The sequence below is a fragment of the Herbaspirillum sp. Her3 genome (genome assembly GCF_057961275.1).
Genome location: NZ_CM176328.1, coordinates 4,145,227 through 4,161,990, shown reverse-complemented (window position 1 = coordinate 4,161,990; position 16,764 = coordinate 4,145,227). Strand labels below are relative to the sequence as shown.

General features: G+C 64.1%; 13 protein-coding genes. 9 read left to right on the top strand and 4 right to left on the bottom strand.

Annotated elements, in window-relative coordinates; all coding sequences use genetic code 11:
* Nucleotides 1-92: 92 nt before the first annotated feature.
* The gene (locus tag ACVC5H_RS19020; RefSeq protein ID WP_489619326.1) at nucleotides 93-1,226 is read left to right on the top strand and encodes a porin; all 1,134 of its coding nucleotides are present in this window, start codon (nucleotides 93-95) and stop codon (nucleotides 1,224-1,226) included.
* Nucleotides 1,227-1,244: 18 nt separating this feature from the next.
* On the opposite strand, the gene ACVC5H_RS19015 is transcribed toward ACVC5H_RS19020, so the two are convergent.
* Complete coding sequence (locus ACVC5H_RS19015; protein ID WP_489619325.1) at nucleotides 1,245-1,850, bottom strand: TetR/AcrR family transcriptional regulator C-terminal domain-containing protein; 606 nt, start codon at nucleotides 1,848-1,850, stop codon at nucleotides 1,245-1,247.
* A 143-nt stretch (nucleotides 1,851-1,993) separates the two neighbouring features.
* On the opposite strand from ACVC5H_RS19015, the gene ACVC5H_RS19010 reads away from it, so the two are divergent.
* Genes ACVC5H_RS19010 through ACVC5H_RS18995 form a run of 4 tightly spaced genes read left to right on the top strand, consistent with a single transcriptional unit; the run spans nucleotide 1,994 to nucleotide 8,468 of the window.
* Nucleotides 1,994-3,178 carry an efflux RND transporter periplasmic adaptor subunit gene (locus ACVC5H_RS19010; protein WP_489619324.1) on the top strand — a complete coding sequence of 395 codons (1,185 nt, stop codon included), beginning with the start codon at nucleotides 1,994-1,996 and terminating at the stop codon, nucleotides 3,176-3,178.
* A 16-nt stretch (nucleotides 3,179-3,194) separates the two neighbouring features.
* Nucleotides 3,195-6,344, top strand: coding sequence for an efflux RND transporter permease subunit (locus ACVC5H_RS19005; protein WP_489619323.1), 3,150 nt, complete (start codon nucleotides 3,195-3,197; stop codon nucleotides 6,342-6,344).
* A 1-nt stretch (nucleotide 6,345) separates the two neighbouring features.
* On the top strand, nucleotides 6,346-7,848 hold the full coding sequence (gene adeC / locus ACVC5H_RS19000; RefSeq protein ID WP_489619322.1) for an AdeC/AdeK/OprM family multidrug efflux complex outer membrane factor: 1,503 nt from the start codon (nucleotides 6,346-6,348) through the stop codon (nucleotides 7,846-7,848).
* On the top strand, nucleotides 7,845-8,468 hold the full coding sequence (locus ACVC5H_RS18995; protein WP_489619321.1) for a TetR/AcrR family transcriptional regulator: 624 nt from the start codon (nucleotides 7,845-7,847) through the stop codon (nucleotides 8,466-8,468). The genes adeC and ACVC5H_RS18995 overlap by 4 nt, the downstream gene beginning before the upstream one ends.
* A 23-nt stretch (nucleotides 8,469-8,491) precedes the next feature.
* Here the strand turns inward: ACVC5H_RS18995 and ACVC5H_RS18990 are convergent, their stop codons facing one another.
* Nucleotides 8,492-9,412 (bottom strand): LysR family transcriptional regulator, encoded by a 921-nt coding sequence (locus ACVC5H_RS18990; RefSeq protein ID WP_489619320.1) that lies wholly within the window; start codon nucleotides 9,410-9,412, stop codon nucleotides 8,492-8,494.
* A 160-nt stretch (nucleotides 9,413-9,572) separates the two neighbouring features.
* Between ACVC5H_RS18990 and ACVC5H_RS18985 the strand changes: the two genes are divergently transcribed.
* From ACVC5H_RS18985 to ACVC5H_RS18970, 4 genes are read left to right on the top strand one after another with little or no spacing between them, the layout of a single operon-like run.
* Nucleotides 9,573-10,787 carry an MFS transporter gene (locus ACVC5H_RS18985; RefSeq protein WP_489619319.1) on the top strand — a complete coding sequence of 405 codons (1,215 nt, stop codon included), beginning with the start codon at nucleotides 9,573-9,575 and terminating at the stop codon, nucleotides 10,785-10,787.
* Between the two features lie 19 nt (nucleotides 10,788-10,806).
* Complete coding sequence (locus tag ACVC5H_RS18980) at nucleotides 10,807-12,336, top strand: amidase (protein WP_489619318.1); 1,530 nt, start codon at nucleotides 10,807-10,809, stop codon at nucleotides 12,334-12,336.
* A 49-nt stretch (nucleotides 12,337-12,385) separates the two neighbouring features.
* Nucleotides 12,386-12,736 carry a RidA family protein gene (locus ACVC5H_RS18975; protein ID WP_489619317.1) on the top strand — a complete coding sequence of 117 codons (351 nt, stop codon included), beginning with the start codon at nucleotides 12,386-12,388 and terminating at the stop codon, nucleotides 12,734-12,736.
* A 20-nt stretch (nucleotides 12,737-12,756) separates the two neighbouring features.
* Nucleotides 12,757-13,896, top strand: coding sequence for an NAD(P)/FAD-dependent oxidoreductase (locus ACVC5H_RS18970; RefSeq protein ID WP_489619316.1), 1,140 nt, complete (start codon nucleotides 12,757-12,759; stop codon nucleotides 13,894-13,896).
* 24 nt (nucleotides 13,897-13,920) lie between these two features.
* Here the strand turns inward: ACVC5H_RS18970 and ACVC5H_RS18965 are convergent, their stop codons facing one another.
* Nucleotides 13,921-14,751 carry a MetQ/NlpA family ABC transporter substrate-binding protein gene (locus ACVC5H_RS18965; protein ID WP_489619315.1) on the bottom strand — a complete coding sequence of 277 codons (831 nt, stop codon included), beginning with the start codon at nucleotides 14,749-14,751 and terminating at the stop codon, nucleotides 13,921-13,923.
* Nucleotides 14,752-14,837: 86 nt separating this feature from the next.
* Nucleotides 14,838-16,436 (bottom strand): sensor domain-containing diguanylate cyclase, encoded by a 1,599-nt coding sequence (locus tag ACVC5H_RS18960; protein ID WP_489619314.1) that lies wholly within the window; start codon nucleotides 16,434-16,436, stop codon nucleotides 14,838-14,840.
* Nucleotides 16,437-16,764: the final 328 nt, after the last annotated feature.

The following is a 16,764-nucleotide window of genomic DNA, read 5'->3' as shown; positions in this document are numbered from 1 at the left end:
GGCGGGGCCTGCCTGCGCGCGGAGTCGCCACCGTCGCAGTGGCAGCGTCTCATCGATATCCACAACAGGTTTCACCACAGGAGGAGAGAACCATGCAGTCGCATCAACCGTCCCACCGTCGTTTCGGCCTCATTCCGGCAGCCCTGCTGCTGGCCGCCGCCCCCGCTGCCTTCGCGCAGAGTTCCGTCACCATCTATGGCGTGCTCGATGTCTACACCGCCTACCAGAAGAGTACCGTCAGCGGCAAGGACACTTCGCTCTGGGCCATGGGCAACAATGGCCAGATGACCAGTCGGCTCGGTTTCAAGGGCGTGGAAGATCTGGGCGGAGGCTATCGCGCCACCTTCAACCTGGAGACCGGTTTCGACCCCAGCACCGGTGCGCTGCAGAACAGCTATCGCCTGTTTGACCGCCAGTCCTGGGTCGGCCTGGGCGGTGGCTTCGGTGAGGTGAGGGTGGGGCGGCAGAACAGCATCATGTTCCTCTATTCGGGCAACATGGATGCCTTTGGCGCGGCCACCTATGGTTCGGCCTACAACAACTTTGCCAACTGGCTGGCGCGGGTAGACAACGACATCAGCTACATCTCGCCCAAGTTTGCCAATTCCACGCTGGAACTGCATTACTCCGTCGGCGAGCGCGCCGGTACTACGGCCGGCAATGCGGTCTACCAGATCGGCATGCAGACCCAGCAGGGGCCGCTCTATGTGGGCAGTGCCTACCTCAACGCCAACAACACCACCAATACCAACAGCGTGAAGCAGTTCATGCTGGGCGGGAACTATGAGTATGGCAGCGGCAAGGTCTACTTGGCTTTCTTCCGCACCAATGAAGTGATCTCGGCCACCACCGGCAACGTCTTTACCAACCCTGCCGGCAAATATGATCCGACCGGTGCCGTGGTGGGCAATACGCCGGGCAATTATCACAACACCTACAGTCTCTCGGCGGACTACCGCATCAATGCGCAGACTACCGTGGGGGCCGGTGGCGGCTATGTCAAGGACAGTTCGCGCTACAACAACAATGCCCGCCAGTTCAGCCTGATCATGAACTACGACCTGTCCAAGCGCACACGCCTGTACGCGGTGGCGTCGCGCCTGATCAACCAGAACACGGCCGCCTACCGCATGACCGGTGCCAGCTTCACCGCCAGCCAGGCCCTGAGCCCGGATGCCGGCGCCAGCGAGACCGGCGTACAACTGGGCATCCGCCACACCTTCTGAGGACGGATGCCAGTCGCCTCAGCGCACTGCGTAGGCTGCCAGAAAGGTTTCCACTGCGCGGCCTACCGTGCGCTTGATGCGCGGGCGGGAGATGGACTTCTCCAGCCCCAGCATCATCGGTTTGACCGTCTCGCAATCCAGCAGCCCGCATAGCTGCAGCGTCGCCAGCATGGGATCGGCTTGTCGCAGGCGTCCGGCCACCATCTGTTTTTGCAGGAAGGCGGCGACGCGCGCCATCCCATGCTTGGGGCCGTCTTCATGGAAGCGGCGGCCGATGTCGCTGCGTCCGGCCTCGGCCATGATCATGCGATGCGTTTGCAAGGTGCTCTCCTGGCAGAGGAAGCCGACTGTCTTCTCGCCAAACGCCCGCAGGGTCAGCTCCAGATCGTCCACCTCCTGGTCCAGCGCAGCCAGCGCCGGCTCCATCTGCTTCTTCGCTTCGCCGTGGGTCACGGCCACGAAGAGCTCCTCCTTCGATTTGAAATAGCTATACAGCGTGGCCTTGGAGCCACCGATGCGCGCCGAAATCTCGGCCATGGACGCACCTTCGAAGCCCAGCTCCTTGAATACCTCCGCCGCTGCCGCCAGGATCGCCTCGCGCCGTGCCGGGGTCTTTACTCTCATTTGCAAGTCTCCGTGGTTTTTTTGCACGTGTCATTTTCGTACAGATGTGTTCAGTATTGCTTGACCGGGAAACGAATGTCAATGAATAATACCGTACAGTTCGGTATCGTTATAAACATTTCTTCCTTTCCGGAGAGTCCTTCATGCGCACTACACCCCTTCTACGGCCCGTCGCTGCACTGGCCATCCTCAGTGTTCTCAGTGCCTGCGGCAAGCCGCCGGGCGGTCCGCCGCCGGCAGCGGGCACGCCTGTGCTGGGGGTGATCACGGTGCAGTCGCAGCCGGTGGAATTGCACACGGAACTGCCGGGCCGCACTTCGCCCTTCCAGATCGCCGATGTGCGTCCGCAGGTCAGCGGCATCATCAAGTCCCGCAATTTCCGCGAGGGGAGTGACGTCAAGATCGGCCAGGTGCTGTACCAGATCAATCCGGCCAGCTACCAGGCCGCCTATGACAGCAGCGTGGCCGCCCTGGCCAAGGCCGAGGCCTCGGTCAAGACGGCCCGCCTGAAGGCCGCCCGCTACAAGGATCTGGTGGTCATCAAGGCCGTCAGCCAGCAGGATTACGACGATGCCGTGGCCTCGCTGGGTGAGGCCGAAGCCGACGTCGGCACGGCGCGCGCCAATCTGCAGACCAGCCGCATCAACCTCGATTACGCCAAGGTGGACGCCCCCATCTCCGGCCGCATCAGCAAGTCCAGCGTGACGGCAGGTGCTCTGGTGACGGCCAACCAGACCACGGCGATGACCACCATCCAGCAGCTCGATCCGATCTACGTCGACGTCACCCAGTCCAGCGCCATCTGGCTGTCCCTGAAGGAGGCGCTGGCCAATGGCGAGTTGCAGAAGGCGGGCAATGGCGCCAAGGTCAAGCTGATCCTGGAAAACGGCCGCACCTATGCGCAGGAAGGTACGCTGCAGTTCTCCGATGTGACGGTCAACCAGGACACCGGTGCCATCACCCTGCGCGCGGTCTTCCCCAATCCCAAGACTGATCTGCTGCCGGGCATGTATGTGCGTGCCGTGCTGGAAGAAGGCGTGCGCCAGCAGGGCCTGCTGGTGCCACAGCAGGCGGTCAGCCGTGACGGCGCCGGCAAGCCGGTGGCCTTCGTGGTCAATGCGCAAGGCGTAGTGGAACAGCGTGCCCTGGTGACCGATCGCGCCATCGGTGACAAGTGGCTGGTCAGCAGTGGCCTGAAGGAAGGCGACCAACTGGTCGTCGACGGCCAGCAGTCCGCCAAGCCCGGTGCCAAGGTGAAGGTGGTGCCGTGGACGCCCAAGGCGGCGGTAGCCAGCGCGGGTGCCGGCAACGGCGCCGGCACCAACTGAAAGGCGGGAACAGATCATGGCTCGCTTTTTCATTGACCGCCCCATCTTCGCCTGGGTGATTGCCATCATCGTCATGCTGGCCGGCACCATCTCGGTGCTGACCCTGCCGATTGCGCAATACCCGGCCATCGCGCCACCGGCCATCGCCATCACGGCCAACTATCCGGGTGCCTCGGCCAAGACCCTGGAAGACACCGTGACCCAGATCATCGAACAGAAGATGAAGGGTTTGGATCACCTGAGTTACATGGCGTCCACCAGCGAATCTTCCGGTTCGGTGACCATCACGCTGACCTTCGAGAACGGTACCAATCCTGACACCGCCCAGGTGCAGGTGCAGAACAAGCTCTCGCTGGCCACGCCGCTGCTGCCTACCGAAGTGCAGCAGCAGGGCATCACGGTGACCAAGTCGGCGACCAACTTCCTCAACGTGCTGGCCTTTACCTCGGAAGATGGCAGCATGAACGGGTCCGACCTGTCGGACTACGTGGCCGCCAACATCCAGGACGCCATCAGCCGCGTGCCGGGCGTGGGTGACACCACGCTCTTCGGTTCGCAGTATGCGATGCGCATCTGGCTCGATCCCAACAAGCTCAACAGCTACGCCCTGACCCCGCTGGACGTGAAGGACGCCATCCAGGCGCAGAACGTCCAGGTGTCGTCCGGCCAGCTGGGTGGCTTGCCGGCGGCCGAGAACCAGCAGATCAACGCCACCATCACGGCGCAGACGCGCCTGCGTACGGCTGAGCAGTTCCAGAACATCGTGCTGCGCACCCTGCAGGGCGGTGCCCGCGTCAAGTTGCGCGACGTGGCCCGCATCGAACTGGGCAGCGAGAGCTACAACTCGGTGGGCCGCTACAACGGCAAGCCCGCAGCCGGTCTGGCCATCAAGCTGGCCACCGGTGCCAATGCGCTCGATACCGTCAAGGCCATCGATGCCCGCATGGCCCAGCTGGAAAAACTCTTCCCGGCCGGCATGAAGGTGCAGAAGCCATATGACACCACGCCCTTCGTGCGCATCTCCATCGAAGAAGTGGTACGCACCCTGGTCGAAGCGGTGGTGCTGGTGTTCCTGGTGATGTACCTGTTCCTGCAGAATTTCCGTGCCACCCTGATCCCGACCATCGCAGTGCCGGTGGTGCTGCTGGGCACCTTCGGCGTGCTGGCGGTGTTCGGCTTCACCATCAACACGCTGACCATGTTTGCAATGGTGCTGGCCATTGGCCTGTTGGTGGACGATGCCATCGTGGTGGTGGAAAACGTCGAGCGGGTCATGTCCGAAGAGGGCTTGCCGCCCAAGGAAGCCACCCGCAAGTCCATGGGCCAGATCAGCGGCGCGCTGGTCGGTGTGGCCCTGGTGCTGGCGGCGGTGTTCGTGCCGATGGCCTTCTTCAGTGGTTCTACCGGCGTGATCTATCGCCAGTTCTCCATCACCATCGTCTCGGCCATGACCCTCTCGGTGCTGGTGGCCATGATCCTGACCCCGGCCCTGTGCGCGACCCTGCTCAAGCCGGCCGCCAAGGGCCATGCGCTGGCCACGACCGGTTTCTTCGGCTGGTTCAACCGCCAGTTCGATCGTACCAACGGCGGCTACCAGGGCATCGTGCGTCACATGCTGGGCCGCGGCTGGCGCTACATGGCCGCCTATGCGGTGCTGCTGGCGCTGGTGGTGGTGGGCTTCATGAAGCTGCCGGTGGGCTTCCTGCCGGACGAAGACCAGGGCACCCTGTTCGGTATCATCCAGTTGCCCTCGGGCGCCACCAAGGTGCGCACCGACCAGGTGATCGAGCAGGTCGAGCATCATTTCCTGGTGGACGAGAAGGATACGGTCTCGGGGATCTTCTCGGTCTCCGGTTACAGCTTCGCCGGTAGCGGCCAGAACATGGGCTTTGCCTTCATCAAGCTCAAGCCCTGGGATGAGCGCAAGGGAGCGGGGATGACGGTGACCGACGTGGCCAACCGCGCCAGCGCGGCCTTCGCCAAGATCCGCGATGCCCGGGTGTTTGCCTTTGCACCGCCGGCCGTGTCCGAACTGGGCAATGCGACCGGCTTCGACCTGATGATCAAGGATGAAGCCAACCTCGGCCACGCGGCCCTGATGCAGGCGCGTAACCAGTTGCTGGGCATCCTGTCGCAAGACAAGCGCCTGGTGGCCGTGCGCCCCAACGGTCTGGAAGATACGCCGGAATTCCGTCTCCTGGTCGATACCGAAAAGGCCGGTGCGCTGGGTGTGTCGATGTCCGACATCAATGACACCATCGCCACCGCCTGGGGCAGCAGCTACGTCAACGACTTCATCGACAAGGGCCGGGTCAAGAAGGTGATGCTGCAAGGCGATGCGCAATACCGCATGCTGCCTTCCGACCTGGACCGCTGGTATGTGCGCAATACGGCCGGCACCATGGTTCCGTTCAGCGCTTTCTCCTCGGCTGTCTGGGCATCCGGTTCGCCGCGCCTGGAACGCTACAACGGCGTGCCCTCGATGGAAATCCTCGGCATGGCCCTGCCGGGCGCTGCCTCCAGCGGCGAGGCCATGGCCATCGTCGAAGCCGCCATGGCCAAGATGCCGCCTGGCATCGGCTACGAATGGACCGGCCTGTCGATGCAGGAAAAAGCCTCCAGCGGCCAGACCGGCCTGCTGTATTCGATCTCGATCCTGATCGTGTTCCTGGCACTGGCTGCACTCTATGAAAGCTGGGCGGTTCCCTTCTCGGTGATCATGGTGGTGCCGCTGGGCGTGTTCGGCGCACTGCTGGGCGCGATCCTGACCTGGAAGATGAATGACGTGTACTTCCAGGTGGGCCTGTTGACCACCATCGGCCTGGCCTGCAAGAACGCCATCCTGATCGTGGAATTCGCCAAGGAACTCTACGAGCACGGCAAGAGCCTGGTGGAGGCCACCATGGAAGCGGTGCGCATGCGTCTGCGCCCGATCCTGATGACGTCGATGGCCTTCATCCTGGGGGTGCTGCCGATGGTGCTGGGCAGTGGCGCCGGTGCCGGTGCGCAGCACGCGCTGGGCACGGCGGTGATCGGCGGCATGCTCTCGGGCACGATCCTGGCGGTCTTCTTCGTGCCACTGTTCTTCGTGGTCATCATGAAGCTGTTCGCCCGCAAGCCCCATTCCGCGCCGCAAGGCCAACCCGCGATTACCCCGGAGCACTGACATGAATCCTTCCCTGACCAACCGCGCCGCTCTTCGCCCCCGGGCGCTGATGACGCCGCTGCTGCTGGCCATGCTGCTGGGCGGCTGCACCCTGATGCCGGATTACCATCGGCCGGAAGCGCCGGTGGCGGCGCACTTTGCGGGCGACCACAGCGCAGCATCGTCGGCCGGCACTCCCGCCCAGGCCGTGGCAGATATCGGCTGGCGTGATGTCTTCACCGATCCGGTATTGCAAAAAGTGATTGCCCTGAGCCTGGCCAACAATCGCGATTTGCGCGTGGCCGTGCTCAACATCGAGAAGGCGCGCGCCCAGTATGGGGTGGAGCGGGCCGCGCTGTTCCCGACCATCAACGCTTCCACGGGCGTCTCCGCCAGCCGCACGCCAGCCGACCTGTCCACCACCGGCACTGTGCAGACCGGGCGCGACTACAGCGCCACGCTGGGCTTCAGCGCCTATGAGCTGGATCTGTTCGGCAAGGTGCGCAGCCTCAAGGAGCAGGCCCTGCAATCCTTCCTCTCCACCGCCGAGGCGCGCCGCAGCAGCCAGATCAGCCTGATCGCCGAGGTGGCGACGTCCTGGCTGACGCTGGCCTCCGACCAGGACCGCCTGCGCCTGGCCAAGGACACCCTGGCCAGCCAGAGCAGCAGCTATGAACTGACCAAGCGCAGCTTTGAACTGGGTTCCTCTTCCGCGCTGACCCTGCGTCAGGCGCAGACCAGCGTGGAAAGTGCGCGCGTGGACGTGGAGAGCTACACCGCCCAGGTCGACCAGGATCGCAATGCCCTGGTGCTGCTGGTGGGCAAGGACCTGCCCGACGAGCTGCTGCCCCATGGCCTGCCCGACACCGCCCTGGCGGCGGCCAGTCCGCTGGCCACCATCCCGCCGGGCCTGCCCTCGGAACTGCTGCAGCGCCGTCCCGATATCGTCGAGGCCGAACGTACCCTGCGCGCGGCCAATGCCAACATCGGCGCAGCGCGCGCGGCCTTCTATCCCAGCATCAGCCTGACCGCCGATGCCGGCACGGCCAGCTCGCGGCTGGCGGGGTTGTTCAAGGGGGGCTCGGGTTCGTGGAGCTTCGTACCGCAGATCTCGCTGCCGATCTTTGATGGCGGCGCCAACCAGGCCAATCTGGATATCGCCACCATCAGCCGCGACATCGATGTGGCCCAGTACGAGAAGGCCATCCAGACCGCCTTCCAGGAAGTCTCGGATGCGCTGGCCCAGCGCAACACCCTGGGTCGCCAGCTGAAGGCCCAGGAAGACCTGGTGGAGGCCAGCGACGCCTCGTATCGGCTCTCGCAGGCGCGCTTCAATAGTGGCGTGGACAGTTACCTGACCGTGCTCGATTCGCAGCGCACGCTCTATTCGGCGCAAAAGACCCTGATCGGTACGCGCCTGTCGCGCTGGACCAATCTGGTGACCTTCTACAAGACGCTGGGTGGCGGCTGGGTCGAGCGCACCGGCACACCCGTGGCTGATGACGTGGCCACCGCCGCACCATGAGCCCGCGCGCCGACAAGACCCGCGCCGTGCTGCTCGACGCCGCGCTGGCCGCCTTTGCCAAGCGCGGTGTGCGGGCCACCACGCTGGAGCACGTGGCGGCCAGCGCCGCCTTTACGCGAGGTGCCGTGTACTGGCACTTCCCGGACAAGGTAGCGCTGGTCAAGGCGGTCTTCGATGACCTGGTCTGGCCCTTCGACATCGGTCCCGAACTGGCGGTGTACCGCCAGAGCGAGCAGCCCTTGTTGCTGTTGCGCGAGGTCCTGTGGCTGAAGATGCTCGATTTCCTGCGCAACGTGCAGCAGCGCCGCCGCATGGAAGTGGTGCTGCGTTATCGCGGCACGCCCGAGCTGCCCGAGGAACTGGGCGAGCGCATCGAGTCGCTCAGCCTGCGCGCCTTGAAGCATCTCACCGGCGCGCTCAATATCGCCTATGAGCGCGGCGAGCTGCGGCGCGGCCTCACGCCCATCGACGTGGCACGCTGCCTGGTGGCCGCCTGCATGGGGGTCATTGCCGAACATATGGAAGATCCGCAGGCGCGCCTGGAAAATTCCTTCCACCTGGCGCCGCTGCTGGTGCTGCAAGGCGCCAGCACGCAGGAACCGGAACCGGAAGAAGCCTGAGCAGGGAGTGGCCGCAGGCCACTCTAGTGGCGTGCGCTGGCGCGCGCAATCAGGGTATTGAGGAAGGCGCGCGCCGCATTGGGCAAGGTGCGTCCGGCCAGGGACTGGATTTCCAGCTGCAGGGTATTCATGTCCTTGTCGCGGATGGGCAATGCAGCCATCTGTCCTTCGCGTACCAGCTTGCGGATCGGCAGGGCGGCCGAGAAGCCGATGCCGTCGCCGGCCATCACGAAACACAGCAAGGCACTGATGGAGTCGGCCGTCAGGGTCGGCTCCAGCAGCACGTTGCGGCGGCTGCAGCAGGCGTCGATCAAGCGCCGCATGGTGATGTTCTTCTGCGGCATGGCGAGCGGAAAGGGCACCAGTTCCGACAGGCTGACCTGCTTGCGATGGGCCAGCGCATGGTCCGGCCGCATCACCGCCATGATGGGGGCGCGCTGGGCGAATTCGACCTTGATGTCGGGATCGGGTGCCATGGTGAAGGTCAGGCCCAGGTCCACCGCACCTTCACGGATCTGCTGCGCCACGTGCACCGCATTGCCCACCGACAACTGGAAACGGATGCCCTTGTGCTGGCGGCAGAATTGCTCGATGGCGGCCGGCACGAATTCCAGTGCGAAGCCTTCGGTGGTGGCCAGCTTCACCTCGCCACGGCGCAAGCCCTTCAGGGCCGCCAGTTCATTGCCGATGCGTTCGGCTTCCAGCTGCTGGCGCAGCGCGTGCGCAGCCAGCAGCTCGCCGGCGGCATTGAGCCGCATGCCGCGCGAGACGCGCTCGAACAAGGGCGTGTCGAGCTCGGCCTCGAGCCTGGCGATCTGGCGGCTGATGGCCGAGGACGCCACATTGAGCGTATTGGCCGCTTCGGTAATGGAACCCCGCCGCACGACTTCGAGGAAGTAACGCACGGCCGTCTCTTGCAGGACGCGGGTATGGATGATGGACATGCAGGGATTGTAGGAACGGTTTGCCGTTTCGGCAATCACTAATTCGAAAACTTGTACTTGTGGCAAACCACTGCGCGGCTTAGGATGGCCTCACGAATCGGCGGCAAGGTGCCCGCCGTCGCGCCGCGAGGGATGCTTCATGGATGCTGTAAAGGCTGCAATGACGAACGCGAAGGGTGGGAGCCGCTACCAATATCTGGTACTGGTCCTGCTCTATCTGGGCTGGTGCGTGTCCTACATCGACCGCGCCGCCATCACCTTTGCGGCGACCCAGATCGCCAGCGAATTCCACCTGAAACCCTCGGACCTGGGCATCCTGCTGTCCAGCTTCTTCCTCGGCTATGCACTGCTGCAACTGCCCGGCGGCTGGCTGGCCGACCGCTACGGTTCGCGGCCGGTGATCGTCATTTCCATCCTGCTGTGGTCGGTCTTCACGGGCCTGACCGGCATGGCCTGGTCGATCACCAGCCTGGTGGTCATTCGCTTCATCTTCGGGTTGGGCGAGGGCGCATTTCCGGCTGCCAGCGTCAAGGGTGTGGCGGAAAACTTCACCCGCGCCGAACGCCCCAAGATGTCGTCTTTGCTGATGTCGTCCAACTACATCGGCAGCATGCTGGCGCCGCTGCTGATCGCACCGCTGATCCTGCATTTCGGCTGGCGTGCCGTGTTCCACACCATCGGCATTGCCGGGCTGGTGTTCGCGCTGGTGTACTGGTTCTGCGTGCGGCCGGTGATGCCGGGCAAGGACGGTCCCAAGGCCATCAACAAAGAGGCGTTCGCGGCCCTGCTGAAGATGCCGCTGATGTGGAAGATCGTGGCGGTGTGGTTCGGCCTGTCCATCATCAACAAGGGCCTGGACAGCTGGATGCCGACCTATCTGATGACCGTGCGCGGCCTGAACCTGAAAGCCGTCGGACTGCTGCTGCCGCTGCCCTACATCATGGCCGGCCTGTCCACGGCCATCGGCGGCTGGATCATGGTGCGCTTCTTCGATGGCCGCGAAAAGCTGCTGCTGATCGCCTCCTCGCTGCTGACGGCCGTCTTCGTCTACTGCATGTACACCGCGCAGAGCGTTGAGGGCGTGATCGCCTGGCAATGCCTGGCCTACTTCTTCAAGTCCTTCGTGCTGGCCACCTGCATCGCACTGCCGACCAAGCTGCTGCAGGCGCAACTGGTGGGCAGCGGCGTGGGCATGGTCAACCTGGGCGGGCAGCTGGCGGGTTTCATTTCGCCGCTGGTGATCGGTTTCCTGGTGAGCGCCTTTGCCAATTACGATTACGCCTTCGCCTTCCTGATCTGCGCGGCCCTGTTCTCGGTGGTGGTGAGCCTGTTCATCCACACCAGCAAGACCGCCGGCCAGGTGCAGCCTGTCTGATTCAACTACAAGGAAATTCATGTCCGTCACCTCCGACACGCTCGTTGAAAAAAGTGCCGTCGAACTGCGCCAGCTGATCGGCAGCAAGCAGCTTTCCCCGGTGGAATTGCTGGAGGCCTGCATCACCCGCATCGAAGACATCAATCCCCACATCAATGCCGTGACCGCCACCTGCTTCGACCGCGCCCGCCAGGAGGCGCGTGCGGCCGAGCAGGCGGTCATGGCCGGTGGCCCGCTGGGCTTGCTGCACGGGCTGCCCATCGGCATCAAGGACCTCGAAGAAACCGAGGGTCTGCTCACCACCTACGGCTCGGCTATCTATCGCGGCAACGTCCCCGCGCGTGACAACGCGCTGGTGGCGCGTCTGCGCGCGGCCGGTGCGATTGTCGCCGGCAAGACCAACGTGCCCGAGATGGGTGCCGGTGCCAACAGCCGCAACACGGTGTGGGGCGCCACCGGCAATCCCTTCAATCCCTTGTTGAACGCGGGCGGGTCCTCCGGCGGATCGGCGGCGGCGCTGGCGGTGGACTTGCTGCCGCTGTGCTCGGGTTCCGATACCGGTGGCTCGCTGCGCATTCCGGCTGCCAAGTGCGGCGTGGTCGGCTTCCGTCCTTCGCCCGGCCTGGTGCCGAGTGAGCGCAAGCTGCTGGGCTGGACGCCGATCTCGGTGGTCGGGCCGATGGGCCGCGACGTGGCCGACACCGTGCTGCAATTGCGCGCCACCCTGGGCCTGCATGCCAGCGATCCCCTGAGCTACGCCGTTGATGACAGCAGCTTTGCGGCCTTGCCGGCGGTGGACTTGTCGCGCCTGCGCATCGGCTATACCGAAGACTTCGGCGTGTGCGAGGTGGATAACGGCATCCGCGAAGTGTTCCGCCAGAAGATGGCCGCCATCGGCCGCTTCGTGCAGGTCTGCGAACCGGTCGAGGTGGACATGGGCGAGGCCCATCGCGCCTTTGACGTGATCCGTGCCGAGGCCTTCGTGGCCGGTTTCGAAGCCGCCTATCGCCGCGATCCCGCTTCGCTGGGCCCCAATACCCGCGCCAATTACGAGATGGGTGCGGCCATGAGCCTGTCCGACTGCGCCTGGGCGCAGGGTGAGCAGACCCGGCTGTTCCGCCGCTTCCAGCAGCTCTATGCGCGCTATGACCTGATCATCTCGCCGACCACGCCCGTGTCGCCCTTCCCGTGGAGCGAGCTGTACCTGAAGGAAGTCAACGGCGTGGCGCTGGAAAATTATTATCGCTGGCTGGCCCTGACCTATGTGGTCACGCTGGCCACCAATCCGTCCATCTCGCTGCCGTGCGGACGCGATCATCGCGGCATGCCGTTCGGCCTGCAGGTCACCGGCGCCTTCCGCGACGATGCCCGCCTGCTGGCCTGGGCCGGCGCGCTGGAGGCGGCTTTTGCGGGCGACGAGGCATTGCGCCGGCCGCGTCCGGACCTGGCGCAGTTGAAGACCGTCCATGCACCGCTGACGTCCATCGTCACCCATCCGCCCATCCTCGATGGAGCGGCGACGGCAGCGGCAGCACAAGCTGCGGTATAAATCATTTAGTCCATTTCACCGATTCACTGATTTACTGATTGTCGAACTCATGAACCCTATCCAACGTTTCAATACCAACGCCCGCATGAGCCAGCTGGTGCTCGCCAATGGTTTCGCCTTCGTCGCCGGCCAGGTGCCCAACCAGGCCGGTGCGCCCATTGCGCAGCAGGCCAGTGAGGTGCTGGCCAAGATCGACGCGCAGTTGCAGGCGCAGGGCATCGGTCGCGAGCGTATCGTCAGCGCCAATGTCTGGCTCTCCAGCCCGGCGCATTTCGCCGAGTTCAATGCCGTATGGGATGCCTGGGTGCCGGCTGGTCACGCGCCCACGCGGGCCTGTGTGCAGGCCTTGCTGATGGCACCGGGGCTGGACGTGGAAGTGGCCGTCATCGCCGCCCTCTGAACCTCGCCAGGAGCATGCCCATGAGCCAGCAAGGCCGCGTCGACTATCTCATCATCGGTGCCGGCATTGCCGGCGCCTCCATCGCCTACTGGCTGGCACGCCATGGCAGCGTCACGCTGCTGGAGCGCGAATCGCAGCCGGGCTATCACAGCACCGGCCGCTCGGCCGCACTCTACATGGAAAGCTATGGCCCGCCGCAGGTGCGGGCGCTGACCTGTGCCAGCCGCGCCTTCTTCGATCATCCGCCGGAAGGCTTTGCCGAACACGCCTTGCTCACGCCGCGCGGCGCCTTGTTCTACGCCACCTCTGCGCTGCGTGAGGAACTCGATGCCCATGAAGCGCTGGTGCGTTCCGTCTCCGACAAGGTGCAGCGACTGGACGCAGCGCAGACCCGTGCCATGGTGCCGGTGCTGAAGGAGGACGACCTGATCGGCGCGGTCTATGAGGAAGACGCCAGCGACATCGACGTGCACGCCTTGCACCAGGGTTTCCTGCGCGGCGCACGGGCCGCGGGTGCGCGCGTGGTGTGCAGCGCCGAGGTGCAGTCTCTGCAGTATGCGGATGAAGAAGGGGAGGGTACCTGGCGCGTGCAGACCACGCAGGGTGAACTGCTGGCGGGCGTCGTCATCAACGCCGCCGGTGCCTGGGCTGACGAGATCGGCCGCCTGGCCGGGGCCGCGCCCATCGGGCTGGTCCCGAAACGGCGCTCGGCCTTCACCTTTGCCGCGCCGCCCGACAGCGCCCACTGGCCCATGTTCATGCCGGTCGATCAAGCTTTCTACATCAAGCCGGATGCCGGCCTGCTGCTGGGTTCGCCCGCCAATGCCGATGCGGTCGCACCGCACGACGTGCAGGCCGAGGAACTGGATATCGCCATTGCCATCGACCACATCCAGAACGGCACCACCCTGGAAATCCGTCGTCCCGCGCATGTCTGGGCGGGGCTGCGCTCCTTCGTGGACGATGGCAGTTTCGTCGGTGGCTACGATACCCGATTGCCTGCCTTCTTCTGGGCAGCCGGGCAAGGCGGCTATGGTATCCAGTCTTCGCCGGCGGCGGGGGAAGCCTATGCCGCCCTGATCCGGGGGGAAGCGGTGCCGCCGCATATCGCGCGCTTTGGCGTCGATGCGGCGGCCTTGAGTCCGGCGCGGCTGGGCTGAGCGACCAGCCGCTTGTGGCCGGGCCTACTTCAGGTAGCCTGGCCGCACATAGCCTTCAAATCGCTCGTCCAGGGCCTTGCGATAGGTGGCCGAATGGAAGGCGTCGCGCAGATCCTTGACGAAGGGCTTGTCGAGATCGGCGCTGCGCACCGCCACCACCATCAGGAAGGAGTCCGGCACGCTGGCCAGATGCAGGGCCTGGGTCAGCTTCAAACCGGAGGCAATGGCGAAGGCGCCATTCACAAAAGCAAAATCCACATCTTCCAGCGCACGCGGCATCTGTGCCGCCTCCAGTGCGATCAGCTTGATCTGCTTGGTGTTGCTGACGATATCGCGCTCCGAGACCCGGGTCGGATTGGCTTGCTCATTGAGCTTGATCCAGCCGATTTCCTGCAGCACGCCCAGCGCCCGCGCCATGTTGGTGGCGTCATTGGGCAGGGCGACCATGGCACCCGGCCTGACCTCGGCCAGCGAGCGGTGACGCTTGCTGTAGATGCCGATGGGCGCGGTCGGTACCTTGATCACTTCGGACAATTGCAATTGATGATCCTGGGCGAAGCGCTTGAGGTAGATCTCATGCTGGAACAGGTTGGCATCGATGTCGCCATCGGCCAGTGCCATGTTGGGGCGCACGTAATCGGAAAATTCCACGATCTTGACCTTGTAGCCCTGCTTCTCCAGCACCGGCACGATGCCGTAGCGCAGTTGATCGGTATAGGGGCCGGAGGTGGCGCCCAGACGGAGGGTGGCGTGGGCGGGATCGGCAGCCTGGGCACCGCTGTGCAGCAGCGGCAACGTGGACAAGGCGAGGGCAAACTGGCACAGCTTGCTGCGTAAGCGCGAAGTGGAATGCATGGTGAACGATGAAGGCAAAGCCGCCATGATAGCCACGCGGCGCGCCATGCCAACCATCTTTTGGCGATTTGCTTATGCGCCCGGACTCAGTGCCCATTCCCGGCAGAGGCATCGGGCTCGTGCGGTGCCGATGTCCTTACCGCGCGCGGCAGCTGGCAATCTTCCACCCGGTCGCGGCCATTCTCTTTGGCACGATACAGGGCCCGGTCGGCGCCGCCGAAGAGATCTTCGATACGCATGCCATTGCGCGGCACGCAGCTCATCACGCCGGCACTGATGGTAACCACGCCGACAGCGTTGCCCTGGTGCGGGATGGCCAGGGCGCGCACGCCATCGAGCACCTTCTGGGCGATGCGATGGGCCGCGTCCAGGTCGGTGTCGGGCAGCAGCAGCGCGAATTCCTCGCCGCCGTAGCGCGCGGCCAGGTCACCATGGCGCCGCTGTGCGCCACGCAGGACGCGGGCGATGTCCTGCAGGCAGTAGTCGCCCTGGATGTGGCCATACAGGTCGTTGTATTTCTTGAAGTCATCCACGTCGAACATCACCAGCGACAGCGGGCTCTTGCTGCGGCTGGCGTTCTGCATGGCCAGTTGCAGCTGTTCATCCAGGTAGCGCCGGTTGGGGATGCCGGTCATGCCATCGAGCATGGCTTGCGCCCGCAGGTTTTCGGTGAGCAGTTTCAGGGACAGGTTCTTCTTTTCGATTTCTTCTTCGGCACGGTCACGCATGCGCACCGCACGCAGCAGGTAGGCCGTCAACAGGCTCACCAGCAGCACGGCCGAGACGATCAGCAGCAATTGCGCGCGCTGCGCCTCGTGCCAGTCGGCCAGTATTTCCTCATGCGCCAGGGCCGCCGTCACGAACAGCGGATAGTCAGGCACGCGGGTGAAGTAGTTCAGGCGCAGTACGCCATCCTGGGCCGACTGGATCATGGCCCAGCCGGACTGGCGCTGCTGGGCATGGTCGCGGTACAGCGGCAGCGCGGCCATGCTCTGGCCGAGGGAGCCGGGGTTGTAGGGCCGGCGCAGCAACATGGTGCCATCGGTGCTGGCCAGCACCAGCGAGCCCTGCTTGCCGATGTTGATTTCATTGAACAGGCGCATGAAATGATCCAGGCTCACGCCCACCCGGATGATGCCGGCCGGCTGGCCGTGGTCCAGGCGCGGACGCGTGAGCGGAATGATCCAGCGGCCGGTGACGCTGCTGATGACGGGCGTGCCGATCTGCAGGCCGGTGGCGCTGCCCTCGCTGTGGGGCTGCATGCGCGCCATGGCCGTGGCCGGCTCCGCGCCGGGCATGCCGGACGGTTCAGGTTTGTCAGGCCAGCGCTGCAGCGTGCGGCCTTGTTCATCGATGACCAGGAGGCTGTCCAGTTCCGGAAAAAGCTGACTCTGCCGCGTGAGCATGTCCTGCATCATGCGCTGGCGCTCGGCGGACGGCAGGCCCCTGTTGCCGTCGAGTTCGGCGATTTCCTGCAGCAGCAGGTCGGCGGCGCGAAAGCTCAGATTGACCTGGATCGACAGGCCCGTGGCGATGTTGAGGGTGGCCGTTTCGCCGCTCTTGAGTGCCGCTTCACGGCTGCTGAGACTGCCATTGAGCAGCGCATAGCCGAACAGCGCGCCACCGAGGATGACCAGGACCAGTGAGGTGATCCTCACCTTGTTGTTGAGATGTTTGAGGGGCATGACCTACTCCGGGGTGACTTCTGGCGAGTCGTGTTAACCTGAAATCAAATTAATCAGATTCACCATTTGAATTTTAATGTAAATCGGATTTAATTTCCTTTTTTGCAATGTAAATCGCCAGGGAAAGCACAAGATGTTTGATGTGTGTTAATCCCGTTGTTGCTTTTGGGGGAGTGCCGGATGATTGCTTCGCACAGTTTTTTCTTTGTGGGACCGCTATTTCCGGGCATCAATCCTCACCATTGCTCCCGGTTTACTGATGGCCTTGCCAACTCTGGCGCAGAAATACGACGGTAAACCGATTAAAAAATCATTTTTATCGATTACG

What these genes read in the sequence shown, in the direction of transcription:
- ACVC5H_RS19010 (WP_489619324.1), top strand. Translation starts at nt 1,994, where the DNA reads ATGCGCACTACACCCCTTCTACGGCCCGTCGCTGCACTGGCCATCCTC.
- ACVC5H_RS19005 (WP_489619323.1), top strand. Translation starts at nt 3,195, where the DNA reads ATGGCTCGCTTTTTCATTGACCGCCCCATCTTCGCCTGGGTGATTGCC.
- ACVC5H_RS19015 (WP_489619325.1), bottom strand. Translation starts at nt 1,850, where the DNA reads ATGAGAGTAAAGACCCCGGCACGGCGCGAGGCGATCCTGGCGGCAGCG.
- ACVC5H_RS18980 (WP_489619318.1), top strand. Translation starts at nt 10,807, where the DNA reads ATGTCCGTCACCTCCGACACGCTCGTTGAAAAAAGTGCCGTCGAACTG.
- ACVC5H_RS18990 (WP_489619320.1), bottom strand. Translation starts at nt 9,412, where the DNA reads ATGTCCATCATCCATACCCGCGTCCTGCAAGAGACGGCCGTGCGTTAC.
- ACVC5H_RS18960 (WP_489619314.1), bottom strand. Translation starts at nt 16,436, where the DNA reads ATGCCCCTCAAACATCTCAACAACAAGGTGAGGATCACCTCACTGGTC.
- ACVC5H_RS19020 (WP_489619326.1), top strand. Translation starts at nt 93, where the DNA reads ATGCAGTCGCATCAACCGTCCCACCGTCGTTTCGGCCTCATTCCGGCA.
- ACVC5H_RS18975 (WP_489619317.1), top strand. Translation starts at nt 12,386, where the DNA reads ATGAACCCTATCCAACGTTTCAATACCAACGCCCGCATGAGCCAGCTG.
- ACVC5H_RS18985 (WP_489619319.1), top strand. Translation starts at nt 9,573, where the DNA reads ATGACGAACGCGAAGGGTGGGAGCCGCTACCAATATCTGGTACTGGTC.
- adeC (WP_489619322.1), top strand. Translation starts at nt 6,346, where the DNA reads ATGAATCCTTCCCTGACCAACCGCGCCGCTCTTCGCCCCCGGGCGCTG.
- ACVC5H_RS18995 (WP_489619321.1), top strand. Translation starts at nt 7,845, where the DNA reads ATGAGCCCGCGCGCCGACAAGACCCGCGCCGTGCTGCTCGACGCCGCG.
- ACVC5H_RS18970 (WP_489619316.1), top strand. Translation starts at nt 12,757, where the DNA reads ATGAGCCAGCAAGGCCGCGTCGACTATCTCATCATCGGTGCCGGCATT.
- ACVC5H_RS18965 (WP_489619315.1), bottom strand. Translation starts at nt 14,751, where the DNA reads ATGCATTCCACTTCGCGCTTACGCAGCAAGCTGTGCCAGTTTGCCCTC.